The organism is Nostoc sp. DSM 114161 (assembly GCF_052692665.1).
On sequence record NZ_CP195141.1, the window covers coordinates 185,568 to 209,708 of the forward strand.

The following is a 24,141-nucleotide window of genomic DNA, read 5'->3' on the forward strand; positions in this document are numbered from 1 at the left end:
CCTTTTTGAATATCAAAATTATCAAAAATGGCTTTTACTTATAACCGCACGGTTCGCTTTCAAGATACTGATGCTGCTGGGGTAGTTTATTTTGCCAATGTTCTGGGTATTTGTCATGAAGCTTATGAAGAATCTCTAGAAGCATCAAGTATTAATCTCAAGGATTTTTTTAATAACCCACCGATGGCTTTTCCTATCGTTCACGCTAATGTCGATTTTTTGCGTCCTATGTTTGTAGGGGACAAGTTATCGATTAATTTAATTCCCCAAAAATTAGGTGTTGATAAGTTTGAAATTACTTATGAAATTAATGTGGGCGAGGTGATAGTTGCTAAAGCTATTACTCGGCATGTTTGTATTAATGCGAGTAGTAGAGTTAAGCAGGAATTACCTGATGAAATAATTCAATGGTTGGAAACAAACCGCAGAGGCGCTGAGGGCGCGGAGAGAAGAAGGGCGAGAGAGGTTATTTGAGGGAGTTTTGGAGGTATGCGATCGCTATTTTTTCTAGCTGTTGGCGGTTAATTTTACCCTGTGAGTTACGGGGTAAGTTTTGCTGGGGAATCCAATATTTTGGGACTTTAAACTTGCTGAGTTTGTCTTTGAGTAGGGTTTGGATTTTTAAGGCACAGATATTTGATTTTGTGGGAATATAAATTGCTGTTAAGGCTTGCCCCCAGTCTCGATCTGGAATACCTATTACACAAATATCAGTAACGAGTTGAGTTTCTCGTATGGCTGACTCAATTTCTATTGGGTAAATATTTTCTCCGCCTGTAATAATTTTTTCGCTACTACGTCCGACAATATTTAAATACCCTTCGTCGTCTAAAAAGCCTAAATCATCTACTCGGAAATTATTCTGATTTTCTGGGATTATCGGATAGTAACCAAGGGCTAAAGATTGAGCTTCAATGATGATATTTCCTATTTGATTGGAATTTAAAATTTCGCCCTGCTCATTGCAAATAGTTACCTGGGCGTGAGGGAGAATCTGACCATTGCTAATTTTACCATTTAAAAAATCATCTGGTTTGAGGGTAGCAATTTGAGAAGCGGTTTCTGTCATACCATATGTTGGCGCTAACCGAATGCGATGAAATCTCGCTTTTTCTAATAGTTCGCTCCATGCTGGCGCACCTCCTAAAAGGACGGTGTTAAACTGGGCTAGGCATTCTGTTAATTCGGGATTTTGTAGAAGTCTTTGTAATTGAGTTGGTACTAAAGATATGAAAAATTCTGATTTTTTAATATTTAATATTTTACCAGATTCTAAGTTTTTAAACGGTTGAATGGCTAGTTTTCCACCTGTGGTAAAAGAACGTATAAATTGCATTAAACCGCTGACGTGATATAGCGGCAATACACAAAAAGAATTGATTTTGTTTAGCTGAAAGTATTCTGTAAATCCTTTTACGGATGCTATGAGAGTTTTCCAAGTGTGGATGGCAAATTTAATTTGTCCTGATGAACCACCTGTGGGAATCATGATTAGTGGGCATTGGGCATTGGGCATCCCTTCTCTGCGAGACGCTACGCGAACGGCTTCGCTCAGGGCGGGTGGGCATTGGGCATTATTCTTATTCTCCATGCGCCATGCGCCATGCGCCATTCCCCAAATAATATCTGGTTGTACTAAATCTAGGACTTGTTGCCATTCTTGGGTTCCCCAGTCGGGGTTGCAGAGAAAAACTGGGCAATTAGCTGCACAGGCGGCAAGGAAACTTGCTAAAAATTTTAGTGGTTCGCGTTCGGCTAAGATAATTTTTGGTCGTGTTTCAGATGTTGATAATTGTGTTAGTTCTAAATATAATTCTTGAGCTAGTTGATTAAATTGACGACTGTCGCAACCAATCAACCAATCATTTTCAGCCAGGTTATTAAGATAGTCTAAAGGGTTTTCCATAGACTTTGAAGCCAGGTATCATCTTCTTCAAAAAAATGGTCGATGCCAAAACCAACTGCTCTGTTATTTTGAGATAATTCTGCTGCTAGTTGGAGTGCTGCCTGTCTGCCGATCGCAGTTTCAAATACTGATGAAAATACAACATCAATTTTATTTTCTTGACAAAACTTTCTTAACCGAGATGGCGATCCAATTATCCCAGGCTTAATCGCAAAAATTTCTCGCCAACCTTGTTGATAACAATGTATAAGTTGCGCTAATGTGGCGACAGATTCATCTAAAGCGATCGCTGTTCCATAACACATACTCAATTCCAACATTCCCTGTAATTCTTCAACGGGTAGCGGTTGTTCGAGAAATTCAATTTCTGTGGTTATTTCTGGATTTGCCTGGAGATTGTCGCAAGTCCACAGCCATAAGTTAGCTTCTTCATAGCTGAGTCCACCGTTAGCATCTAATCGCAGTTTGCTGTTAGCTGGTAAAGCTTGTGTCAATGACTCAAAAATTTCAAGTTCATTAGCGATCGCATTTACACCAATTTTCCATTTAAACGTGCGATATCCCTGTTGCCATAAACTTTGCCATTGAGTTAATGCCGCTTCCCCAGCAGGTATTAAAGCGCTAAATTGGGCATTGGGCATTGGGGGTGTGGGAGGAGAGGGAGAAGCATAAATTCTGTTTCCCCCCACACTCCCCACACTCCCCACACTTCCCCATCCCCCCATCTCCTCATCCCCCCATCTCCCCACCCACTCCTGCGCTGACTCAAAGCCGAATTGACAAGCGGGTAACTCATCTGGGATGGAGAAAATGGTTTCGTCTGTGATTTCTGCTGGGAGTTGGCGACAAAAATCTAATGCCTGTTCTATAGTTTCCGAACCAAACCAGCTAATGGGGGCGATTTCTCCGTAGCCAACTCTACCTGATTCGTCAGTAAGACACAGAGTAATCCCATCCCGAATATCCCATTTACCATGACTTGTACTAACTGTTCGCACAAATCTTCGCCGATAAGGACGAAATTTAAATCTGTAAATCACTATCTTGATTTGTCATTAGTCATTAGTTATTTGTCATTAGTCATTAGTCATTTGCCCCATGCCCAATGCCCCATGCCCCATGTCCTATGCCCAATAACTAAAGCACAAATCCCACACCTAAAAGCAAGCAACTCCAAAAATGCACGGCTACGGCGATGAATTTACAGTTACTCACTTTGTCTGGTATGTGGTGATTTTCTTGGACGTGGCGGCATAATTTGACGGCAAAGGGTAAACTCAACCAACTTAGCAATGTCCAAACTGGAAAAATTCCTGACAGCACAAACAGCAAAGTCAGAGGATAAATGCTGCCAGTAAACCAGAATAGCAGTTGGGCACCTTTTTCGGTTCCGAGGCGAACGATGGGCGATCGCTTGCCTGCGGCTATGTCATCCTTAACTTGGTGAAAGTGCGAGCAAAATAAAATCAAGGTTGTGGCAATGCCGACAATAACTGAGGCTGCTAAACTCGTCATTGACCAAGTTTGAGTTTGGCTGTAGTATGCTGCCTGCACTGCTAAGGGGCCAAAGGCAAAAAAGCAAAGAATTTCCCCTAAACCCTGATATCCTAAGCGAAAGGGAGGCCCTTGGTACATATAGCCCAAACCACAGCACAGCAAAATTATACCGATAACAGTTAGGTCTTGTTGCCAAAAAGCGATCGCTACTATCCCCAGCAACCCCAAACATAAGCACAAGTTTCCTAGCCAAAATATTAATGGCTTATTACCTGTTAAATTCACTAGAGAATGGTGTTTATTTCGATCTATACCTGTTTCGGAATCAAAAACATCATTACTGATATTTTCCCAGGCAAGAATTAAAATTGCCGCAGCTACAAAAGTAGAAAATATTGCCCAATTGAAAATTTTTGTTTCGGCAAATGCTACTGCTGTTCCTACCCAAATGGGCATGATGGCAACGCTATACATCGGCGGTTTAATCGCTGCCATCCATAACTTAGTGTTCGGATATAAAATCTGCTTGGTAGTCATCAGTCGCGATCGATTAAATTCCTACAATATCACTTTCACAAAAGATTTTTACTGTCCGAATTTTCTGATTCAGGAGAGTATTTGATGAATGAATATACCAATCATAGTAAACTCCTTATAAATTCTGACTTCTAACTTTTGGGTGTCCAATTCTTACCTTTAGTCGTGGGGTTTGACTCCCGACTCTGACGCCGAAGTTGCAGCCTTGACTACAACTGGCTTCTTAGGCTCTAGGAACACCACCAAAAGGCAAATCTTACGCTGGTGAAATGGCAACTTAATATGTTACCTGTAAAAATACGACCACGATTAATTACACTTTAGGAAGTTAACTTAAAAAAAATTTACTATCAATAGATCCATGACAGTTTCACCATGTCGTAGCAACTTGTTTGTACAGCACAAAGATTTATATCAATTTCTGTTAGCAGTGCAAAAAAAGTGCATCAAAAATAATTACAAGCAAATTGTCAGTATCTCCCAAGAGATCGATTTAGTTGACCCTCTACTTGTATTGGATCGATTTACACAAGCAAATGAAATAAATTTTTACTTTGAGGATAAAGGCAAAGGAGAAGCGATCGCCGCAATTGATTCTGTAGAAAAGTTAGAAGTTGATGGTACAGGCCGTTTTACTAAAGCTGAATATTTTATCAAATCTTGCCTAAAAAATATAATTAATTTTGGTAACTCTAACCTACCTTTTTCTGGGCCTCATTTTTTTTGTTATTTCAGCTTTTTCGATCAAAATTCTCAAGCTGATTATCCATTTCCGTCTGCTACCATTTTTCTGCCCCGTTGGCAAGTAGCTGTGAAAAACCAGCGCTGTATATTAGTAACAAATTTAACGATAAATGCTGATGTTAATATTCAAAAAATATTGCACGCCCTACAAAGCAAAATTGAATTTCTCCAATCTTTAGAAAATTATTCTCCAGATATCAATTCTCCGACAAAATTTTACCAAAAATCCATCGCTAATGCCGAGCTATTTAAATATTCAGTAGCTTCTGTTTTAGAAAAAATCCAGTCTAGCTATTTAAGCAAGATTGTTCTAGCAGATATACTAGATGTAAAATCAAGCAATCATTTTGACTTAGTTAAATCTTTAAATAATCTCAGACAGATACATCCTAATTGTTATATTTTTTCTACAAGTAATGGCAAAGGACAAAACTTTATTGGTGCGAGTCCCGAACGATTAATTAGTATTAATAATCAGCAGCTAATCACTGATGCTTTGGCTGGTTCTGCGCCACGAGGTAAAACTCCTGCTGAAGATGCAGCTAAGGCTAATCGCTTACTCAATAGTGAAAAAGAAAGGCACGAACATTCGCTGGTGCTTAATTTCATAACTCAACGACTATGCCAGCTAGGTTTGTTACCCCAAATATTAGCACCTCGTCTGCGACAATTATCCAACATCCAGCATCTGTGGACCCCAATTAGCGCTGTAGTTCCTGCTAACATCCATCCATTAAAAATTGTCGCGCAATTGCATCCTACACCAGCGGTTGCGGGTGCAGCACGAGATGTTGCTTGTGCCGAAATTCGTCGTTATGAAAGCTTTGAAAGGGGTTTATATGCTGCACCTCTCGGTTGGATAGATGCTAAGGGAAATTGTGAATTTATTGTGGGAATTCGTTCGGCATTGATAGATGGCGATCGCGCCAGGTTGTATGCTGGTGCGGGTATTGTCGCTGGTTCCGATCCCGACAAAGAATTTGCAGAAGTACAACTTAAACTTCAGGCTTTGTTGAAAGCATTGGTTTAAAGGTATAGCAGAATTCAGGAGTCAGAATGGGCTACGCCCCGCTGCGCTAACAGAATTCAGAAGCAAAACAGTAAACTTGATTGTTTTAACAGGTGCAAATCAAAATACACATCAGGCAGTTTATCCTAAATCCCGATGAGTAAAGGGTTTTGCATTGGCGCCAGTGTAGTTAGCGACAATATGGCCGTCACCAGTCATTTGATATTTGTATGTCACTAATCCTTCTAAACCAACAGGGCCGCGGGGAGGCATTTGTTGAGTACTAATTCCGACTTCTGCGCCGAAACCATAACGGAAACCATCAGCAAAACGAGTAGAACAATTGTGGAATATATTGGCTGAATTCACCAGTCCAAAGAAAGTTTCTACAGCAGCAGAATCTTCAGAGATAATCGCATCGGTATGCCGGGAACCATATTCGTTGATATGAGCGATCGCATCTTCAATCGAGTCTACAATCTTAATCGACAAAATATAATCGTTGTATTCTGTTTCCCAGTCAATCTCTGTTGCAGTATTGATATGAGGTAAAATTTCTAAGGTACTTTCATCGCCTCTTAATTCTACATGGCGTTCTGCTAAAGCCTCAGCAACTTTTGGTAAAAATTCTTGAGCTATTGCTGAGTGAACGAGCAAAGTTTCGATAGCATTACAAACAGCAGCATATTGAGCTTTGGCATCCACAGTAATGGGAACGGCAAGAGAAATATCGGCAGCTTTATCTATATATAAATGACAAATTCCATCGGCGTGACCGAGTACGGGAATGCGTGTATTTTCTTGCACAAACCTGACAAAAGAATTAGAACCTCTGGGAATAATTAAATCTACATATTTATCTAACTTTAAAAGTTCCAGAGTTTCCTCTCTTGTTGTGAGCAACTGTACTGCATCAGGATTAACAGCAGTATGAGATAATCCTTGCTTAATTGCCTTAACTATCGCTTCACAAGAGCGTACAGCTTCCTTGCCACCTTTCAAGATGACGCCGTTTCCAGATTTAATTGCCAAAGAGACAATCTGAATCGCCGCTTCTGGACGCGCTTCAAAAATAATTCCTAAAACACCCAAAGGACAAGTAATGCGCTTGAGAATTAAATTAGTGTCGAGTTCGCGGTGAATCTGCACCTTACCGACAGGATCGGCTAGCTTACCAACATCTCGTACCCCAGCGATCGCATCTCTTAATTTATGTTCGTCCAACTGCAAACGCTTATAAAGCGGTTTAGCAATTCCCGCCCCAATAGCGGCTTCACAATCAGCAATATTCGCTGCCAGAATTTGATCTTTAGCTGATTCTAAAGCCTGGGCGATCGCTTCAATCGCTTGATTTTTGGCTTCAGTGGAGAGAATCGCCAGCTTACTTGCAGCTTGGCGAGTTTGTGCTGCGATCGTAATTAGGGAAGAAGCAACTTGAAAAGTAGTCATATTCAAAAAAAACCCTTCAACTTTTTCATCCTATCAGTATTGGGGATTGGGGATTGGACATTGGGCAGGGGAAAAGGTTAAAGGGAAAAGGGAAAAGGAATAAATTTAATCTCCCTTTTCCCCTTACCCCTTTCCCTTTCCCCTTGTCCTCTTCTTATGCCCCATGCCCCATGCCCTATGCCCTAAACGTTAACCGCAGTCTGAGTGATAATTTCCCGCACTTGGCTGCCAGTCAAACTCGGATTGGCACTGAGGATTAAGGCTGCTACTCCTGCTACATGAGGAGCGGCCATAGAAGTGCCATTATAAAAACCGTAGGTTTGATTTGGTAGCGTAGAGTAAACGCTAACCCCTGGCGCAGTCACATAAGCTATGCTGGCATCACTTCCGACTCGGTTAGAAAAATCAGCTAGATTGTTATTGCTGTCAACTGCTCCAACGGCTAAACCCCAGTTTGTAGCATAGTAAGCAGGATATAAAGGAGTTGAAGCTCCTGAATTACCTGCTGCCATAACTACAATTACACCTTGACTATTGGCATATTGAATGGCTGCTTCTAAGCCACTGTCAGGAACGGTTCCAGCTACACTTATGTTTATTACTTTCGCTCCCTTGTTGACGGCGTAATAAATTCCTTGGGAAATAGCAAGATAAGTGCCTTTGCCATCATCACCCAATACTTTCACAGGCATAATTTTGGCGTTATAGGCAATGCCTGTAACTCCAAAATCATTGTTAACTGCTGCGATCGTACCAGCCACATGAGTACCGTGACCGTAAACGTCTAAAGTATTGTTATTGTTAGAAATAAAGTTCCAGCCGTAGAAATCATCAGTGTATCCATTGCTATCATCATCGATACCGTTGTCAGGGATTTCTCCGCTATTTGTCCAGATGTTTGAACTTAAATCTGAATGGTTATAGTCAACGCCAGAATCTAATACCGCAACCACTACTCCCTGACCTGTATAACCTTTCGCCCAGACTTCCGGAGCTTTGATTAAATCTGCCCCCCAGTTGTTACCACCTAAATCGGGAATACCCGAAAAGGTAGGTTGACCAATAGCTTTAGCGACGGCAGCAGAAGCATTCACTAAACCATAACCATTGATAAAGCTATAATTTGGCAAACTGTTGGCGGAATAAACATCAATACTAGCTTGGTTAGCTTCATTGAAGACATTGGCTAAATCATCTTTTCCATCGCCATTAAAGTCGCTTGCTAACCATTTTTGCTCGTTCCAAAATCCACCTTGTGCAGTTGCCCATCGCTGATTTGTGAAGTTGCTCCTGCTAGAGAGATGAACATCAATACTAGCTTGATTAGTATCATTGAAGACATTAGCTAAGTCATCTTGCCCATCGCCATTAAAGTCTCCTGCTAGCCATTTTTGCTCGTTCCAAAATCCACCTTGTGCAGTTGCCCACCGAGCAATTTCCAAACTGTTGCCATTGGATAGATGAACATCAATACTGGCTTGATTGGTGTCATTAAAGACATTGGCTAAATCATCTCGCCCATCGCCATTGAAATCCCCGGCTAACCATTTTTGGTCATTGGAAAATCCACCTTGTTGAGTTGCCCAGCGAGCAATTCCCAAGCTGCTGCCATTGGAGAGATGAACATCAATACTAGCTTGATTGGAGTCATTAAAAACATTGCCAAAATCATCTAGTCCGTCGCCATTAAAATCACCAACTAGCCATTTTTGACTGTTCCAAAATCCACCTTGTCGAGTTGCCCAACGGGCAATTGTAAAGTTACTACCGCTGGAGAGATGAACATCAATATTAGCTTGATTAGCCTCATTAAAAACTTTCGCTAAATCATCTCGCCCATCGCCATTAAAATCACCAACTAGCCATTTTTGACTGTTCCAAAATCCACCTTGTCGAGTTGCCCAGCGCTCATTTGTAAAGCTACCATTGTTGGAGAGGTAAACATCAATATCGGCTCTAGTAGCGTCATTAAAAACTTTTGCTAAATCATCTCGCCCGTCGCCGTTGAAGTCACCTGTTAACCATTTTTGTTCATTCCAAAATTCACCTTGTGCAGTTGCCCATCGTCCATTGATATAACTGCTGGCAACAGTAGCAGAAATTTCTGAAGTAATAGAGGAGGAAACATCTGTACTCAAACTACTAATAGCCGAAGTACTAGCATAGTTTTCTGGAAGTCCAGTTAAATAATCAATTCCAGCTATTGTTTGGTCTGTTTCATCTGAGGTGTCTGGAAAACTCAAGGTAGTTAGTGCTTGGTCAATGGCATCAATATCAAATCCGTAATTTAAAGAAAGTTCAGGTTGTCTTGTTGCCGAAATGGATAACAACGCTAGATCTGATGTGCCAAGAATAAGGCTATGAGAATTGGCAATAGGATCGGTAGGCAACAGGCTCAAGGAGTTCGCATCTAAAACAGTAGGGTCGGGCATCTAGCGTATTCCCCCAATAAATTCTCAATTAAGTTAAGTTCGTCATTGCTGAAAAATAATAAACAACTGAAACTAGCCATTGATAGAACACAATAGATCGATAGAAAAATCTTTATTCAAAGAATTTTTCTCTATTATTTGTCATCTGAAATTTGAATTTTCAGATACGTGTATAACATTTAAATGTAAATAATATTGTAAAGCAAAACTAAAGATTTTATAAAGTAACTTAGAAAATACCTGTATAGCAACAAACATAAGAAGAAATAGATTTAAGCAAATTTTTCTAAAGCTTAAGCAGGCCTGATGGTTACAGCAACAGTACCAGGACAACAGGTCAAAGTTGGGCCAACCCAACTGCTGATTAACAATGAATGGGTAAGTAGTATCAGCGATGCCCGATTTGCAACAATTAATCTCAGTACAGGTAAAATAATCTGCGAAGTCTCACAAGCAAACGCCCCAGATATCGATTAAGCAGTACAAGCTGCCCCTAGCCTTATTTATCCCCCGAAATCGAAAAAAAAATCGATGTTTGGGGGATAGCAATGTGATATTTGCTATGGGGTGGGCATGATAAATACGACATAGCACATAACCCGAAGATAACTCCAATGATAAATGCGATCGCCACTAGATTTTGCCAAGTGATGGCTGGGAGGAAAAGCCGAATTGCCTATTTCCACGGACATAACCGCAAAAACCAAACCAGACGTTCTGTATTACTGTATACCTGCATAGGATTAGTAGGTACAATTCTGGCATTTTTGTTAATCGCATCCCCAGGATTCACCCAACAACCACAACCCCAACAAACTTTAGTAGTAGCTACACGAGTCATACCACCCTTTGTTATACAAGACAAAGATGAGCTATCGGGATTCAGTATTGACCTTTGGCGCAGCATCGCTAAAGAAATGAGTGTAGAGTCTAAATTTATTCAATATTCCACTGTGTCGGAACTGCTTGCTGCCATTCAGGAAAACAAAGCCAAACTTGGAATTGCAGCTATTTCCATTACAGCCGAACGCGAGCAGTATTTTGACTTTTCATTACCAATTTTTGCTGGGGGGCTGCAAATTCTAGTCAGAAATCCAGAAAACAACAGCAGTGGCTTTCCCAATATTTTGCAATTGTTTTTTTCCGCTAGCCTCTTTCAGGTAATAGGTATTGCCCTAGTGCTAATTGCCGTAGCAGCGCACATTATTTGGTTATCTGAGCGCAATCATAAAGAAGGGATGGTTCCCCAAGAATACTTTCCTGGCATTTTTAAAGCCTGTTGGTGGGCAGCTGCCACATTAGCAACCCAAGCTGATGAAATGCCTAAAGGAGTAGTAGGACGCTTAGTAGGTATTGTCTGGATGTTCATCGGAGTGCTTTTCGCTGCCTACTTTACAGCCACCGCAACCACCTCGTTAACAGTCCAGCAACTCCAAGGCGATATCAAGAGTATTGATGATTTGCCGGGTAAGATAGTCGCCACAACTGCGGGTAGCACAGCCGCAGCATACCTGCGAGAACATCATATTTCAGTTCTACAAGTTCCTAAAATTGAGCAAGCTTACACTGCTCTAATGACCAAAAAAGCTGATGCTGTGGTGTTTGATGCACCCGTACTTCTGTATTATGCTGCCAATGAAGGCAAAGGCAAGGTACAAGTTGTTGGCAATACTTTGCGTGAAGAAAGTTACGGTATCGTTTTGCCCAATAACAGTCCTTACCGCAAACCAATTAATAAAGCTTTGCTGAATCTCAAAGAAAATGGCACTTATGAATCTTTATATGATAAGTGGTTTGATGCTAAGGAATCTTGAATAAGGGAATTGGGAGGTGGGGAGGTGGGGAGGTGGGGGGAGATGGGCAGATGCGGTTCGCCTTTGCGGAAATTGAGCGAAGCCCAGATTCACCGACCGAGAAAAAGTAATTCTTCTTTCCCCTCATCTCCCCATCCCCCCATCTCCCCATCTCCCCATCCCCCCATCTCCCCATACCCTATGTCCAATGCCTTACTCCCCACTCCCTTCTTGGGCAAGTTGAATTTTTGCCTTTTGCCACAATTTTTCTAACTCATCCAAACTGTAATCGCTCAAAGGACGGTCAACAACTGCTTCCATTTTTTCTAAGCGTTGGACAAATCGCTGATTTGTGCCTTGCAAAGCGGCGCTGGGATCGAGGTTATGCCAACGTGCAAGTTGAATCACGGCAAATAGTAAATCACCTAATTCAGCTTGTTGTCGTGCTGGTGTTTCCTCAGCTAAAGCCTGTTGAAATTCGACTAATTCTTCATGAAATTTATCCCAGACTCCATCAATGTTTTCCCATTCAAACCCTACAGCTGCGGCTTTTTGAGAAATCTTCATCGCCGCAGTTAACGGGGGAAGGGTACGTCCATAACGACTGAGTTTAGCACTGAGTTTTTGAGTTTCTGGAGAGGATTCGCCTTTTTCCGCAGCTTTGATTTGTTCCCAATTTTGCCGCACCTCATCGACACTTTGCACCGACACATCACCAAATACATGAGGATGGCGGCGAATTAATTTTTGGGAAATGCCTTGAGCGATCTCTTTGAGGGAAAATTGCCCAGATTCGCTGGCAATTTGGGCTTGCAGTACTACTTGTAATAACAAATCGCCCAACTCTTCGGCGATCGCTTCCTTATCCCCATTTTTTATTGCATCCACTACTTCATAAGCTTCTTCGATTACATAAGGTGTCAGCGTTTCGGGAGTTTGGGCCAAATCCCACGGACAACCACCATCAGGCGATCGCAATTTCGCTACTACCTCTATTAATTCTTCTAAAGCTGCCAAAGTATCGCTATGCTTTTGATTTGATTCCATGAGTTAAATTATCAGAATTATTGTTGACATAAATAATTAAATATGCAGTTTAAATTCTCATCCCTGCAATTAGATTGTAGAACCGATTAAGATCGGCTTTTAGTATTTCTAGGTTTAGACTGACGCTTAGTGCGACTTTTAACTTGACGCTTTTTAATTTTGCCACTGGGAAGCAACCCACGAATTCCCTGTTTTTGAAAACGCTTGTATGCCGAACCGCTCCAATCGCTGAGAGAATGGCTCATGGCACCGAGTTCTAAACCCAAGAAAAGGGCGACATATTCAGTATCGTAATCCAAGAGCGATCGCCCGACAGTTCTCCCCAAATCTTGCCAGGTAAAACTAAAATTCCCCAACTTTTGACCAATTGCCAAAACAAAAATTGCCAAAACAGCTAGCAAACATCCCAGATAAAGCACCCGTAGCGTTGTACCAATAATCGGCCCGTGTGATAAAAAAGAGCGATGACGGAGACTTTTTTGATAAGGTAACCATATCCAACGCAAGAAACCCCAGCGTTGGTACTGCACAGAATAAATATCTAAATCCGGGCCAAACATCAATCCGCCGAACAAAAACCCACCCGCAACCAACAAAGTTGCATTGCTACTGCGAGTTTGCCAGAAAGTTACACTTGCCACCAAAGGCAGAGAATATAGAGTAATGCGATCGTGCGTCCGACCAGAGGGCATCCTGATTCCTGTTAGCGATAGCGGGGTGTTGAGCCAGTGCTGAATACTGAGTGATTATAAGCCAATACCATCGGCTTAAGCATTTTTTAGTTCTTTGTTGTATCCTCTCGACCTTAGCCGTTCCTCAGTCACCTTGCCACTGTTGGGCTTTCTGCTTTATTTGTTGTAAAAGAAAGATAGAGTTACTTTTTATTTTTACCTTTTACCTTTTGCCTTTGTTATGGCTGTAATTCGCTTAATTCTATTGGTGGCAATATTGGGAGGGCTAACACTGTTGTTAGTTCAGAATTGGTCACCTCCCCTATCGCTGGTATTTTTAGGTCTGCGGACTCAACCATTACCACTAGCGATGTGGGTTTTGTTCAGCACAGTCACTGGTGCTTTTACATCTATATTTATTGCGACTTTGTTTAAATTATCCAATTACTTTGCCCCAGCACAACGTCAAACTCCTGACACAACAGCAACTTCACCTCGTGCAAAGGCAAATCGTAGAGAAGAACCTACATCTGGTCGTCCTAGTCCTCCACCAGCTGGTAAAAAACAAGAACCTAACAACGATGCGTTTGATGATTGGGAGACAAATAGTAGTGGAGATGATTGGGACTTTGATGAAAAATCGGAAGAAGCGTCTACTCCCAATCCTCAAACTCAACAGCCTAGAGACTCTAAAACTTACGAACGTCAATCACAACCTAAAAGCAGTTCTGGTTCTGGTTCAGTTTACTCATACAGCTATCGCGAGCCGAAAAATACGGCTGCGGGAAAAACTGAATCAATTTACGATGCCGATTATCGAGTAATTATTCCCCCTTATCAGCCGCCAACAACGAATCAAGCAGATGATGATGATGATGATTGGGGATTTTTTGAAGATGATCCTGAAGATGACGATAAACCCCCGCGGCGGTAAGAAGTATTGAGCTACATCTTCTACTTAATACCGCACCGCTCTCTGGACTGTTGCTTGACTTTACCAGTCATGGCAGCTTCCTGCAAAGCCATGAAAGCATTAAAATCTTCCAAGTCATAACGGGTAGTCAACAGTTGTCGGAGTCGATCTTCAGCTTCGACTGTCAAATACCCAGTCGCTAAAGCTTCTTGTACAAGGTCGCGAATTCGAGCCATAGTTGACGCCTCATTCTTCCTACTATTTATTAATTCAGGCTTATTCAAGTGAAATATGCAGTAGTTTTTATGTCGAAACTTCCAATTTGCAAATATTTTTCTGCTAATTACGGGTAAAAAGTCATTATTTACACCTTGATTATTAAAAATTAATTGTTCATCGCTTTTCCTCACTAAATTTTTAAAAAAACCACTTTGTGCTGATTAGAACACGGTATTTTGTATACTTAAATTCGTCCGCCAGGTAGAAAATGCGGGTTATCTGAATAGACAGAAATTGTTTCGATAAAGTTTCAAAGAAGTTATCTTAAATTTACGTTAAACGTAAATATAGCTCAACAAAATTTGTTAAGCCACCTCACGAAACTTACTAAATTTGTGAGAGTATTAATTATTTATCTATACTGAATAATTGTTAGTTTCTCTTATTTGTTATTTCCAATACATGAATAACAGTAATAATGGCAGTTTGTTCCATTCAAATAGAAGGTGAATTTATAGAAATCGAACTTACACTTTGCGATAAAAGACCAGATATAGATGATTTGAGAACCACATCTATCTTAGGGAATATTGTTGTATGGTTACACCGCAGATTTAGTGGAGTCTGATAACTAAAACAAAAGACTTCTTGCAGAAGTCGGGAAAAGGGGAAGGGTAAAGGGGGAAGGTTTGGTATTTTCCCTTTCCCCTTTAACCTTTTTCCTTTGACCACAAGAGTGCAAAAAGCAATTGATTGCAAGAGGTCTAATATATTTTGGTTAAGGTGTGCTTTTATTGGCATTCACCTTTGGTCAAGGCTCGATCGTCTTAACTTTGGAAAAGTCTAACTTCTCAAACCCATACCCCTATCCATTGTGGTGATATTAGCAGCGCAATCGCTTGTGACTCTAATTCTCTAAAATCTCAATTCAGTACTAAAATTAAACTCTTGTCAGGCTTTATCTGAGCGTGACGAAGCAGCTAAAATAACTGACAATTGGAGCAAGGTAACTGGTGGGTAGTTTATTACAAGGAGTCAACCTGTACTTAATCGGTATGATGGGCGTTGGTAAGACGACGGTGGGGCGCTTACTAGCAAAGCAGCTGGGTTATGGGTTTGTAGATACCGATGATGTTATTGCTCAAGCAGCAGGTAAATCCATCAATCAGATCTTTGGCGAACAAGGAGAAGCCGTATTTCGCCAGTTGGAAAGCGATGTTCTATCACAGGTTTGTGCTTTTACAAAGTTAACCATCGCAACTGGTGGCGGCATTGTCTTGCGGCGAGAAAACTGGAGTTATTTACACCACGGTTTGATAGTGTGGTTAGATGCGCCTGCGGAACTAATTTATAGCCGTTTAGCTGAGGATACCACAAGACCGCTGCTGCAAGATGCCGATCCTCAAGAAAAGTTGCGATCGCTCCTCAAACAACGTCAATCATTATACGCCCAAGCCGATATCAGAATTGCGATCGCTGAGGGAGAAACACCAGAACAAATTGCTAAGCGGATACTTGAAGCAATTCCTAGCGTTCTGAAAACAGAAGTTTCTCACAATTAAAATGTGGGGGCTGATGCCTTTAATTTTAAGCAAGGTTTAAAACACTTATTTATTATTAAGAGGAACAAAATCATACCCAGTAGAAGATTTGCTACTCGGTTGCACCTTGACTAATATTGCTGTGCCGTTGCGATCGCCTGATGGTAAAAATTCAATTTTACCTGTGGCACCATAGGCTGAAAAACTGGAACTATGCAACACCTTTTGCAAATCATCGCGGTTTTTGCTTTGCTGTAAACCTTTAGCGATCGCCATAGTTGCATCATAAGCCGTAGCAGTCCGCCAATTAACAGTTCCACCCCAAAGTTTCACAGCATTTTGAGAAAAGTCATTACCTGGAATTGCATTGGGATGCCAAGTTACAGGCAATACCATACCATTTACATCAGTTTTTCCTACTTGTAGAGTTTGAAATGTATAAAGTGTAGGACTGCCAAATAATGTCAATTTTCCTTGATTTGCTGCTGCTAATTCCAAAGCTTTGTTAATTCTATCGACATGGGGCGCTAAAACTAAACTATCTGCGCCACTACTAATAAATTGAGAAATAACTGCATTGGGATTAAAATCAGCAGCAAAAAGATCGCAATTTGTGAGGTTAACTTTGCCACCTGCGGCTAATATACCTTTAACAAGCTCATCTTTAAAAGACTGATTATCAATTGCTTTGGAATCAGCACAAATACCAATATTAGTTTTGCGAACCGTTTTGATGATATGACTAGCAAGACGTTCAGCAAGAGAATTAATACTGGGAATAGTGCGGAATATGTGGCTGCCAATGCCAGAGAGATTTTGCGCGAAACTGGTGGGAGAAATCATAACTAAGCCTCCCTGTTGATAGACTGGGGCAGCGGCAATGGAAGCGTTACTAGCGTTATGTCCTACTACAGCTAGAATGCTGGAATCTTTCACAAACTGCGTTGCGACCTGTTGAGCTAAGCTGGGATCGTTGTCATCACTGGCGATCGCTACCTGCAAAAGCTTACCATTGATGCCCTCAGTCCGATTGATCCGATCTTGAGCTTGAGCCACACCCCGCAAAATCTCTTTTGCAACATCTAGATTGCCGCCAATCGGCACACTAACCGCTATTTTGAGATATTTACTATTGTCTCCTTGGGAGTTATTTAAATAAATTAACGCCTCTGGATCGTTGCGATTTTTGAGCAGGGAGGCTTTAAAATTATTGGCAGCAGTCACAAAATCGCCCTTAGCAAAAGCTTGCACTCCTGCTTCTTTCTCAGGGTTAGTATTAGCAGTAACTAAAATTTTTTCACCTAAACTGATTCGTTCTGATGTTGAGCCTGTAGTTATTTGACCTTTATTATCTGGTTGTAAAGAAATTATACTTTTTCCAAATAATTGATTCCACAACCAGAAGCCAAAGCCTAGTAAAAAGGTGGTGGACAACAAAGACAAAATAAGAACTTTAGTTTCCTTCTGAGAATTCATAGGTTAGGTAAAAACAGGGAGTAGGAAAATGGGGAGTGTGGGAAGCGTGGGAGGAGAACAACTTTCAACTCCTAACTCCTCAGCCAACAGTCATCAGTCATCAGTCATCGCTCCCAATAGCCAATACCTTATTGTTACAGGTTCCAAAGTCTTCTACACTGACTGAAATAGGTTTTAATTTTCAATGGCGGCTCCTCATGACGGTTAATGATACTGAGTACATCAGGCAAGCTGAAGCTACTCGCGTGCAAGTGCTAAGCGAAGCACTACCTTACATTCAACAGTTTACCGGTCGTACTGTTGTTGTTAAATATGGTGGCGCGGCAATGAAAGATAGCACGCTTAAAGATCAAGTCATCCGTGACATTGTATTTTTATCTTGTGTTGGCTTGCGGCCAATTCTAGTCCACGGTGGCGGGCCAGAAATTAATAGTTGGTTAGATAAATTAGGGATCGAACCGCAATTTAAGAATGGTTTACGGGTTACCGATTCCCCGACGATGGATGTCGTGGAAATGGTTTTAGTCGGTCGAGTCAATAAAGAAATTGTGGCGTTGATTAATCAGGCTGGAGGTTTAGCTGTAGGACTTTGCGGTAAAGATGGTAATTTGATCGTAGCTCGTCCCCAAGGCCAAGAAGGCATCGGTTTTGTAGGGGAAGTCAGCAATGTAAATATCAAAATTTTAGAAACTCTGGCTAGTAATGGCTATATTCCGGTTGTATCCAGCGTCGCCGCAGATGAGACAGGACAAGCCTACAATATTAATGCTGATACTGTGGCTGGAGAAATTGCCGCAGCATTAGGAGCAGAAAAGCTAATTTTATTAACTGACACCAGAGGTATTTTAAAGGATTACAAAGATCCGTCTACCTTAATTCCCAAAGTAGATATTCGTGAAGCTCGCGAACTGATTACTGCTGGTATAGTTAGCGGTGGTATGATTCCTAAGGTTAATTGTTGCGTGCGATCGCTCGCTCAAGGAGTACGTGCTGCACACATCATCGATGGTCGCATTCCCCACGCCCTACTATTAGAAATCTTTACTGACGTTGGGATCGGGACAATGATTCTCGGTTCGCAATTTATGTCATAGGAGTGTTGACTGTTAACCGAAGAGTTAGGAGTAGAGACGCGATTAATTCTTGTCTGTATAAGAGTTAAGAATTATTCTCCCTTGTCTCCCCACTCTCCAGTCCCCACTCTACCGAGGATAAGTGATGATAACCCGCGATCGCCCGCCGCTAAATGGTGTACGACGCCATGAGTTATTGATAATCACCGGATTGACTATTGTTGAGTTGCGAATTGTCGGATTAACCAAAGTTGGATTAATGAAGGTGGAATTTCTCACCCTCTGCCTACCCACAGGATAGGAATAATTGTTGTAGTAATCGTTGTAGTAATCAATGCGTTGTGGTGTTAATCCTGTTGCTGGGTTTACAGGCATTGGTGTGGGAATCGGACTACCATAAATGAAGGAACCAACAGCAGGCGCTCGCCTAATTCCAGAGCCACTGTCAATTATAATTATTTCGGCAGATGCTGGAGCGATGGCAGCACTCATCACTGCCAGAGATATGCCTGCTCCTAGCCAATACAGTGAATGCTTGGTTTTTAGCATATGTTTGATAACTTCTATTTGATACCGGACTTGTTAACGACAAAATAGCCGTAGCTACCTAATTAAAATTTTAGAAGTTTATCTAGTTTCAAGTTGTCAGCCTGTGAAAAGATTTCAAAAAGATTGCTGGCATTGGCAAAATAAAAATAGTGGTAATTTGTGAACAGAACGTGAGTGCAGAAAGTATAGAAATTGCTAAAACTCGCTATCAGACCGGGAAAATTGCCTTTGAAAATGGGCAATATCGCGAAGCTGTAGAAAATTTAGAAAAGGCCAGCGCTCTATTAGCTCGTAATTCTCGTCTTGGGGGTGAAGTCGAAATTAGTCTAGTGACTGCTTATGAAGCAGCTGGACGCACAGATGATGCGATCGCTCTTTGCGAAAGACTCAAACGCCACCCACATTTTGAAACTAGCAAACAAGCGCGGCGGATGCTTTACATTTTGAAAGCACCAAAGCTCAAAAGACCGAGCGAGTGGATGACTGAAATCCCCGATTTGGGCGCACTACCCGATAACGAACTCAAAATTTCTGTAGCTGCTAAGCCTACTAAGTCTCCTCAACAGCAAAAGCCTAAACTGACTGAGCGAGAATTCGTTGACCTGAGTCAAGTAAATACCAAAGATAATCGCTTTATCTGGGTAGCCTTAATTGCAATTGCTTTAACTATTTTGTATTTGGTTTGGTTGAGTGTTTCGGGTCTAAATTAATTCAAATTTTGCTAATTTTTATCCCTAGTGTTGAAGGTTCAATTCGAGACTTGAATTATACCAGTAGATAAAATTTCAATTTGAGAATTGGCTAATTTTTCAAATTGTTCGCTCGGCTAGAGAATAGGAAAGCTGAATTTACTTGAATTTAGACCCTAAAAGTGTCAATTTCTGATAATTTTTAAATGTTCGTAGGAGTTCTTTCTACAGTCCGCATACAATTGGGAAAGCTTATGAGCAGCTTCTCCAACAGAGCCTGTCTGTAGGCAACTTTTCCCAAGTTATAAGAACTGGCGTGGAAACCTTTAACACTAGATTGCCTGCCGTTAAGGTAAAAGTCAAGATTGGTTAAAAAATTTGACTTTTGGGGAGATTTGTAGTTATGTATTCTTCAACTTTAGGACGAATTTTCCTGTGGTTAATTAGACCATTTAGTTTTGTATTGGCGATGAAATTTATGCTGCCAAAAATCGATCGAAATCGAATCAAACGTATTTTTCCAAGCCAAAATCCTATTTTGTGGCTAGTGGTGTTAATATCACTACTACTATCTGGTTGTGTTAAGTATGACGTGGGACTTAACTTTAATAATTCAAATAGCGGTCAACTTGTACAACATATTAAATTAGGAGAGCAGCTAACAAGTTTTAGTGGCGATTATGTATATGAATGGTTAAATAGCATAGAGCGCCGCGCCAATAAACTTGAGGGGAAAGCACAGCGAATTTCTCCAGAAGAAATTATTGTGACAATTCCTTTTAGCAGTGGTGTGGAATTGCAAGAAAAATTCAACCAATTTTTTAACTCCCGTGCTAATCAACCTTCTGAGCCTGTACAAAATGGATCTGACTCAGAACTACCAAAAATTGAATCAAACGTAATTTTGGAGCAGAACAATTTTTTACTAGTAGTAAAAAATCGGTTGATTTATGATTTGGATTTGCGATCGCTGTCTCTAATTTCTAACAAAGGAAACGTCCTAGCTAACGCTGGTTCCATTCTCGATTTGGAATTCACTCTCAATACTCCTTGGGGAGCAAAAAATCTTCCACAAACTGAAACTGCAATTGAGCCGGAAAAGAATGGCAATCAACTGCTGTGGAAACTCAAAACCGGCGAACTAAATCATATTGAAGCTGTTTTTTGGCTTCCCAGTCCGCTTGGTATCGGTGCATTTTTAATTATCCTGTTTGTCTGGGGAGGATTTTATTTAAGATACAACTTTATGCCAGATCCCAGGATTCAGTTTTCTGCCAAAGCACCAGCTACTCAACAGCAGTAGAGTATTATATCGAAGATTATTAGTTTAGCCGATGAAAAATGCATCGGCTTTTTTACTTGTAAAAATTCTTTCAAAAAAGAATATACATTATCTAGAACACAGATTTAATCTGCTTTATATTTAAGTAGGCTAAAATCTGCAACAAGGCGAGAAATAAGCATTTTCAAGTTGAAGGCAAGTTTTTTTACGTCATCAGATAGAAGTTTTATAGTTACTTTTTGGTAACTACTTTACTTTAGTAAGTATTTACTTTTAGTATCTGACGCAGTGCTTGGAAATTTAGAAGCAAAAGCAGTTAAATCCTAGCCAACAAGGAGATAATTGATGCCAAACATATTACACATTGATTCCAGTCCCCGTAGCGATCGCTCGCACTCCAGAGAACTATCTAAGGAATTCATCACTGCTTGGAAAGCAGCCCATCCTGAAGATGCGATCGCCTATCGAGATTTAGGGCGTCACCCAGTTCCTCACGTCGATGAACCTTGGATTGCAGCTGCATTTTCACCGCCAGAAACCCACACCCCAGAATTAGCCGAAGCGCTCCGAATTTCCGACGAGTTAATTGATGAATTTTTAGCAGCCGATCGCTATGTCTTTGGAGTGCCGATGTATAACCTCAATATACCTTCCACTTTTAAGGCTTACATCGACCAAATCGTTCGCGTTAACAGAACTTTTACTGTGGATGCTCAAGGTGGCTATAAAGGCTTAGTCGAGGGTAAAAAGGCAGTTATCATTACCGCTCGTGGTGGTGACTTTAGCGCCACATCTCCTTTCGCGGCCTATGACTTCCAAGAACCATATCTACGTGCAATTTTCGGCTTTATTGGGCTTACAGACATTCAATTTATTAACGCTAATAGCCTGAATGAAGGTGATGCCACTCGTACTCAATCTTTAGCAGAAGCACGGACAACAATTCAAGATTTGATTGCTCAGTGGTAAGAGCGACTGGAGACTAGGGAATCGGGACTAGAAAGCTTCCCTAATACCCAGTCCCCAATCCCCAGTCGCCGCGTCTTCTTTACGGTGACAACCGCTGAATTTTCCAACTGCCATTATCTAAATGGCTGTAAAGTAAGCGATCGTGCAGACGACTAGGGCGTCCTTGCCAAAATTCGATTTCTGTGGGGATCACTCGTAAACCTCCCCAATGAGGCGGACGAGGGATCTCTTGATTTTCATATTGACTTTTAAACTCTTCCATGCGTCGCTCAAGAACTTCTCGGCTTTCTAACACTTCGCTTTGATTCGATACCCATGCACCCAAACGACTATTGACAGGACGACTGTGAAAGTATTGGTCAGACTCAGTTTCGGAAACTTTCTCTACATAGCCACAAATCCGTACTTGACGTTCCAGTTCCGCCCACCAGAAAACTAAAGCTGCCTGGGGATTTTCTGCCAGTTCTTGTCCTTTGTGACTGTTATAGTTGGTGAAGAAGGTAAAGCCCCGTTCGTCAAAATCTTTAAGCAGTACCATTCTGGCTGAAGGCTTACCATCTGGTGTAGAGGTAGCAATGGTCATAGCATTGGGTTCGGGAAGTTGGGCTGATACTGCCTGCTCGAACCACTTTTTAAACTGAATAAAAGGATTAAGGTCAACTTCGAGTTCGCTCAAGCCTTCCAAGGTGTAATCTTTGCGAAGGTCTGCTACGGTTTTGTCCATTTTAATTTGCTTCCTTGCTATCAGATAGGCTAATAGATACCTTTGTTAAAAATATCTACGATCGCGATCGGTACTAACCCCAGTTTTACAATTTATCTCAAGAAGTTCTGAAAACAGATTGCCTCAGATGCGCCGTTCTGCCTCCCTTAAACGTCTGTTAATCTATGGTCTGAGCGGTCCGCTGATCGCTCTCAATGTCTGGTTGCTATCGGTGCTTTTTCGTTATTTCCAGCATCCAATTAGCATTTTGAGCATTGCAGCAATTCTGGCTTTTTTACTAAATTATCCGGTTAAGTTCTTTGAACGCGCTCGGATTACTCGCACTCAAGCGGTGAGTATTGTTTTACTTGCCACTTTAACCATTTTGGTAATCCTGGGCGTGACGCTAGTACCAATGGTGATTGACCAAACAACCCAATTATTAAATAAGATTCCTGATTGGTTAACTGCTAGTCAAGCAAATCTAGAGCAGGTAGAGGCGCTGGCCAAGCAACGACGTTTGCGTTTGGATTTGAAGGTTTTCAGCAGTCAAATCAATGCCAACATTGAGAATGTAGTGCAACAACTAGCTTCTGGTGCAGTCGGATTTGCTGGAACGCTATTGTCAGGATTATTTGACGTAGTGCTAATAATTGTGCTGGCTTTTTATATGCTTTTGTATGGCGATCGCGTCTGGTATGGTTTGGTAAATCTTTTGCCCTCTGATATAGCAGATCCCCTCACTACATCTTTGCGGCTAAATTTCCAAAACTTCTTCCTCAGCCAGTTGTTGTTGGGACTATTCATGGTAACAACCTTGACCCCAATTTTTCTAGTCTTGAAGGTACCTTTTGCTCTGTTGTTTGCCATACTAATCGGGCTTTCAGAACTCATTCCTTTTATTGGAGCATCTCTCGGCATCGGTCTAGTGACGATTTTGGTATTGTTACAAAATTGGTGGTTAGCGGTTCAAGTTGCCGCGGTATCAATTATCATGCAGCAGGTTAAAGATAATCTATTAGCTCCCAGATTACTCGGCAATTTTATCGGACTCAATCCCATCTGGATTTTTGTTGCTATTTTGATGGGGTATGAGATTGCTGGATTGTTGGGGACACTTGTTGCTGTTCCCATTGCTGGTACTATTAAAGGCACTTTTGATGCCATCAGAAGCAGTAAATCAGGTAACTTTGTATCAACAGTCACTATTCATCACGATCCGCCCCTTGATTAGATTAGATAATTGGGCAAATATGCAATGCCGTTTAAGAATTGTGGCGTGCTGATTGTAACTCTGTACCCAAAGTATTTAATAGTCAAGCAATACCAATAATTTTTTAGGAGGATGGAAAATGCAAAAGTATATATGTACTGTTTGTGGTTATATCTACGATCCAGAAGCAGGTGATGAAGACGGCGGTATACAACCAGGAACAGCCTTTGAAAGCATCCCAGATGATTGGGTGTGTCCGACTTGCGGGGCCGCAAAACAAGATTTTGAACCTTATGAAGGGTGAAGATATGGCAACTGCCAGCTAGGTTAGGACATAAACTAATGCTAAAACCCGAATACCAATAGACTTTTAAACCTGTTCCCTGATATAACAGCTAGCCTAGATAGTAGATGCCTGAAAAGAGATAT

At 41.2% G+C, this 24,141-nt stretch carries 24 protein-coding genes; 13 read left to right on the forward strand and 11 right to left on the reverse strand.

Annotation, left to right across the window (positions count from 1 at the left end; translation table 11 throughout):
- The first annotated feature begins 27 nt into the window (after positions 1-27).
- On the forward strand, positions 28-474 hold the full coding sequence (locus tag NSTC745_RS00785) for an acyl-CoA thioesterase (protein WP_445635472.1): 447 nt from the start codon (positions 28-30) through the stop codon (positions 472-474).
- Here the strand turns inward: NSTC745_RS00785 and NSTC745_RS00790 are convergent.
- The 3 genes from NSTC745_RS00790 to menA all read right to left on the reverse strand — a co-directional run bounded on the left by NSTC745_RS00790 (position 467) and on the right by menA (position 3,940).
- Positions 467-1,906: a 2-succinylbenzoate--CoA ligase gene (locus tag NSTC745_RS00790; protein ID WP_445635473.1), complete on the reverse strand. Its 1,440-nt coding sequence runs from the start codon at positions 1,904-1,906 to the stop codon at positions 467-469. The two genes, NSTC745_RS00785 and NSTC745_RS00790, sit on opposite strands and share 8 nt — an antisense overlap.
- The gene (locus NSTC745_RS00795; protein WP_445635474.1) at positions 1,891-2,946 is read right to left on the reverse strand and encodes an o-succinylbenzoate synthase; all 1,056 of its coding nucleotides are present in this window, start codon (positions 2,944-2,946) and stop codon (positions 1,891-1,893) included. The genes NSTC745_RS00790 and NSTC745_RS00795 overlap by 16 nt, the downstream gene beginning before the upstream one ends.
- A gap of 97 nt (positions 2,947-3,043) precedes the next feature.
- Positions 3,044-3,940: a 2-carboxy-1,4-naphthoquinone phytyltransferase gene (gene menA / locus NSTC745_RS00800; RefSeq protein ID WP_445635475.1), complete on the reverse strand. Its 897-nt coding sequence runs from the start codon at positions 3,938-3,940 to the stop codon at positions 3,044-3,046.
- Between the two features lie 361 nt (positions 3,941-4,301).
- On the opposite strand from menA, the gene NSTC745_RS00805 reads away from it, so the two are divergent.
- The gene (locus NSTC745_RS00805) at positions 4,302-5,714 is read left to right on the forward strand and encodes an isochorismate synthase (protein ID WP_445635476.1); all 1,413 of its coding nucleotides are present in this window, start codon (positions 4,302-4,304) and stop codon (positions 5,712-5,714) included.
- Between the two features lie 120 nt (positions 5,715-5,834).
- Here the strand turns inward: NSTC745_RS00805 and NSTC745_RS00810 are convergent, their stop codons facing one another.
- Both NSTC745_RS00810 and NSTC745_RS00815 read right to left on the reverse strand, forming a co-directional pair.
- On the reverse strand, positions 5,835-7,142 hold the full coding sequence (locus NSTC745_RS00810) for a glutamate-5-semialdehyde dehydrogenase (RefSeq protein ID WP_445635477.1): 1,308 nt from the start codon (positions 7,140-7,142) through the stop codon (positions 5,835-5,837).
- 182 nt (positions 7,143-7,324) lie between these two features.
- Positions 7,325-9,574, reverse strand: coding sequence for a S8 family serine peptidase (locus NSTC745_RS00815; protein ID WP_445635478.1), 2,250 nt, complete (start codon positions 9,572-9,574; stop codon positions 7,325-7,327).
- Between the two features lie 306 nt (positions 9,575-9,880).
- Between NSTC745_RS00815 and NSTC745_RS00820 the strand changes: the two genes are divergently transcribed.
- Together NSTC745_RS00820 and NSTC745_RS00825 are read left to right on the forward strand one after the other, a co-directional pair.
- Entirely contained in the window at positions 9,881-10,051 is a 171-nt protein-coding gene (locus tag NSTC745_RS00820; RefSeq protein WP_445635479.1) for a hypothetical protein, read from the forward strand.
- Positions 10,052-10,188: 137 nt separating this feature from the next.
- The gene (locus NSTC745_RS00825; RefSeq protein WP_445635480.1) at positions 10,189-11,388 is read left to right on the forward strand and encodes a transporter substrate-binding domain-containing protein; all 1,200 of its coding nucleotides are present in this window, start codon (positions 10,189-10,191) and stop codon (positions 11,386-11,388) included.
- 192 nt (positions 11,389-11,580) lie between these two features.
- On the opposite strand, the gene mazG is transcribed toward NSTC745_RS00825, so the two are convergent.
- The gene (mazG, locus tag NSTC745_RS00830; RefSeq protein ID WP_445635481.1) at positions 11,581-12,414 is read right to left on the reverse strand and encodes a nucleoside triphosphate pyrophosphohydrolase; all 834 of its coding nucleotides are present in this window, start codon (positions 12,412-12,414) and stop codon (positions 11,581-11,583) included.
- 86 nt (positions 12,415-12,500) lie between these two features.
- Positions 12,501-13,106, reverse strand: a complete 606-nt coding sequence (locus NSTC745_RS00835; RefSeq protein ID WP_445635482.1) for a metal-binding protein — start codon at positions 13,104-13,106, stop codon at positions 12,501-12,503.
- Between the two features lie 220 nt (positions 13,107-13,326).
- Here NSTC745_RS00835 and NSTC745_RS00840 point away from each other — a divergent pair, with 220 nt between their 5' ends.
- Entirely contained in the window at positions 13,327-14,019 is a 693-nt protein-coding gene (locus NSTC745_RS00840; RefSeq protein ID WP_445635483.1) for a LapA family protein, read from the forward strand.
- Positions 14,020-14,039: 20 nt separating this feature from the next.
- Here NSTC745_RS00840 and NSTC745_RS00845 read toward each other — a convergent pair whose 3' ends face one another.
- Complete coding sequence (locus NSTC745_RS00845) at positions 14,040-14,234, reverse strand: hypothetical protein (RefSeq protein ID WP_445635484.1); 195 nt, start codon at positions 14,232-14,234, stop codon at positions 14,040-14,042.
- Positions 14,235-14,695: 461 nt separating this feature from the next.
- Between NSTC745_RS00845 and NSTC745_RS00850 the strand changes: the two genes are divergently transcribed.
- Together NSTC745_RS00850 and NSTC745_RS00855 are read left to right on the forward strand one after the other, a co-directional pair.
- Positions 14,696-14,845, forward strand: a complete 150-nt coding sequence (locus tag NSTC745_RS00850; RefSeq protein WP_445635485.1) for a hypothetical protein — start codon at positions 14,696-14,698, stop codon at positions 14,843-14,845.
- 385 nt (positions 14,846-15,230) lie between these two features.
- A complete protein-coding gene (locus tag NSTC745_RS00855; protein ID WP_445635486.1) occupies positions 15,231-15,779 on the forward strand; it encodes a shikimate kinase in 549 nt (182 codons plus the stop codon).
- Between the two features lie 45 nt (positions 15,780-15,824).
- Here the strand turns inward: NSTC745_RS00855 and NSTC745_RS00860 are convergent, their stop codons facing one another.
- Positions 15,825-17,234: an ABC transporter substrate-binding protein gene (locus tag NSTC745_RS00860; RefSeq protein WP_445635487.1), complete on the reverse strand. Its 1,410-nt coding sequence runs from the start codon at positions 17,232-17,234 to the stop codon at positions 15,825-15,827.
- Positions 17,235-17,431: 197 nt separating this feature from the next.
- Between NSTC745_RS00860 and argB the strand changes: the two genes are divergently transcribed.
- On the forward strand, positions 17,432-18,328 hold the full coding sequence (gene argB / locus NSTC745_RS00865; RefSeq protein WP_445638498.1) for an acetylglutamate kinase: 897 nt from the start codon (positions 17,432-17,434) through the stop codon (positions 18,326-18,328).
- A gap of 108 nt (positions 18,329-18,436) precedes the next feature.
- Here the strand turns inward: argB and NSTC745_RS00870 are convergent, their stop codons facing one another.
- Positions 18,437-18,856: a hypothetical protein gene (locus NSTC745_RS00870; RefSeq protein ID WP_445635488.1), complete on the reverse strand. Its 420-nt coding sequence runs from the start codon at positions 18,854-18,856 to the stop codon at positions 18,437-18,439.
- 170 nt (positions 18,857-19,026) lie between these two features.
- On the opposite strand from NSTC745_RS00870, the gene NSTC745_RS00875 reads away from it, so the two are divergent.
- The 3 genes from NSTC745_RS00875 (at position 19,027) to NSTC745_RS00885 (ending at position 21,796) form a co-directional block, all read left to right on the forward strand.
- Positions 19,027-19,566: a tetratricopeptide repeat protein gene (locus NSTC745_RS00875; protein WP_096537029.1), complete on the forward strand. Its 540-nt coding sequence runs from the start codon at positions 19,027-19,029 to the stop codon at positions 19,564-19,566.
- Positions 19,567-19,948: 382 nt separating this feature from the next.
- On the forward strand, positions 19,949-20,848 hold the full coding sequence (locus NSTC745_RS00880; protein ID WP_445635489.1) for a DUF3153 domain-containing protein: 900 nt from the start codon (positions 19,949-19,951) through the stop codon (positions 20,846-20,848).
- A 324-nt stretch (positions 20,849-21,172) separates the two neighbouring features.
- The gene (locus NSTC745_RS00885; RefSeq protein ID WP_445635490.1) at positions 21,173-21,796 is read left to right on the forward strand and encodes an FMN-dependent NADH-azoreductase; all 624 of its coding nucleotides are present in this window, start codon (positions 21,173-21,175) and stop codon (positions 21,794-21,796) included.
- A gap of 79 nt (positions 21,797-21,875) precedes the next feature.
- Here NSTC745_RS00885 and pdxH read toward each other — a convergent pair whose 3' ends face one another.
- Positions 21,876-22,520: a pyridoxamine 5'-phosphate oxidase gene (gene pdxH / locus NSTC745_RS00890; RefSeq protein WP_445635491.1), complete on the reverse strand. Its 645-nt coding sequence runs from the start codon at positions 22,518-22,520 to the stop codon at positions 21,876-21,878.
- A gap of 127 nt (positions 22,521-22,647) precedes the next feature.
- On the opposite strand from pdxH, the gene NSTC745_RS00895 reads away from it, so the two are divergent.
- On the forward strand, positions 22,648-23,733 hold the full coding sequence (locus NSTC745_RS00895; protein WP_445635492.1) for an AI-2E family transporter: 1,086 nt from the start codon (positions 22,648-22,650) through the stop codon (positions 23,731-23,733).
- 118 nt (positions 23,734-23,851) lie between these two features.
- Positions 23,852-24,016, forward strand: a complete 165-nt coding sequence (gene rd, locus NSTC745_RS00900; RefSeq protein ID WP_445635493.1) for a rubredoxin — start codon at positions 23,852-23,854, stop codon at positions 24,014-24,016.
- The last annotated feature ends 125 nt before the right edge of the window (positions 24,017-24,141 follow it).

Excerpts from the sequence above, each read along its gene's own strand:
- NSTC745_RS00785 (WP_445635472.1), top strand. The coding sequence starts at position 28 with ATGGCTTTTACTTATAACCGCACGGTTCGCTTTCAAGATACTGATGCT.
- NSTC745_RS00790 (WP_445635473.1), bottom strand. The coding sequence starts at position 1,906 with ATGGAAAACCCTTTAGACTATCTTAATAACCTGGCTGAAAATGATTGG.
- menA (WP_445635475.1), bottom strand. The coding sequence starts at position 3,940 with ATGACTACCAAGCAGATTTTATATCCGAACACTAAGTTATGGATGGCA.
- NSTC745_RS00805 (WP_445635476.1), top strand. The coding sequence starts at position 4,302 with ATGACAGTTTCACCATGTCGTAGCAACTTGTTTGTACAGCACAAAGAT.
- NSTC745_RS00810 (WP_445635477.1), bottom strand. The coding sequence starts at position 7,142 with ATGACTACTTTTCAAGTTGCTTCTTCCCTAATTACGATCGCAGCACAA.
- NSTC745_RS00815 (WP_445635478.1), bottom strand. The coding sequence starts at position 9,574 with ATGCCCGACCCTACTGTTTTAGATGCGAACTCCTTGAGCCTGTTGCCT.
- NSTC745_RS00820 (WP_445635479.1), top strand. The coding sequence starts at position 9,881 with ATGGTTACAGCAACAGTACCAGGACAACAGGTCAAAGTTGGGCCAACC.
- NSTC745_RS00825 (WP_445635480.1), top strand. The coding sequence starts at position 10,189 with ATGATAAATGCGATCGCCACTAGATTTTGCCAAGTGATGGCTGGGAGG.
- mazG (WP_445635481.1), bottom strand. The coding sequence starts at position 12,414 with ATGGAATCAAATCAAAAGCATAGCGATACTTTGGCAGCTTTAGAAGAA.
- NSTC745_RS00835 (WP_445635482.1), bottom strand. The coding sequence starts at position 13,106 with ATGCCCTCTGGTCGGACGCACGATCGCATTACTCTATATTCTCTGCCT.
- NSTC745_RS00840 (WP_445635483.1), top strand. The coding sequence starts at position 13,327 with ATGGCTGTAATTCGCTTAATTCTATTGGTGGCAATATTGGGAGGGCTA.
- NSTC745_RS00845 (WP_445635484.1), bottom strand. The coding sequence starts at position 14,234 with ATGGCTCGAATTCGCGACCTTGTACAAGAAGCTTTAGCGACTGGGTAT.
- NSTC745_RS00850 (WP_445635485.1), top strand. The coding sequence starts at position 14,696 with ATGGCAGTTTGTTCCATTCAAATAGAAGGTGAATTTATAGAAATCGAA.
- NSTC745_RS00860 (WP_445635487.1), bottom strand. The coding sequence starts at position 17,234 with ATGAATTCTCAGAAGGAAACTAAAGTTCTTATTTTGTCTTTGTTGTCC.
- argB (WP_445638498.1), top strand. The coding sequence starts at position 17,432 with ATGACGGTTAATGATACTGAGTACATCAGGCAAGCTGAAGCTACTCGC.
- NSTC745_RS00870 (WP_445635488.1), bottom strand. The coding sequence starts at position 18,856 with ATGCTAAAAACCAAGCATTCACTGTATTGGCTAGGAGCAGGCATATCT.
- NSTC745_RS00880 (WP_445635489.1), top strand. The coding sequence starts at position 19,949 with ATGTATTCTTCAACTTTAGGACGAATTTTCCTGTGGTTAATTAGACCA.
- NSTC745_RS00885 (WP_445635490.1), top strand. The coding sequence starts at position 21,173 with ATGCCAAACATATTACACATTGATTCCAGTCCCCGTAGCGATCGCTCG.
- pdxH (WP_445635491.1), bottom strand. The coding sequence starts at position 22,520 with ATGGACAAAACCGTAGCAGACCTTCGCAAAGATTACACCTTGGAAGGC.
- NSTC745_RS00895 (WP_445635492.1), top strand. The coding sequence starts at position 22,648 with ATGCGCCGTTCTGCCTCCCTTAAACGTCTGTTAATCTATGGTCTGAGC.
- rd (WP_445635493.1), top strand. The coding sequence starts at position 23,852 with ATGCAAAAGTATATATGTACTGTTTGTGGTTATATCTACGATCCAGAA.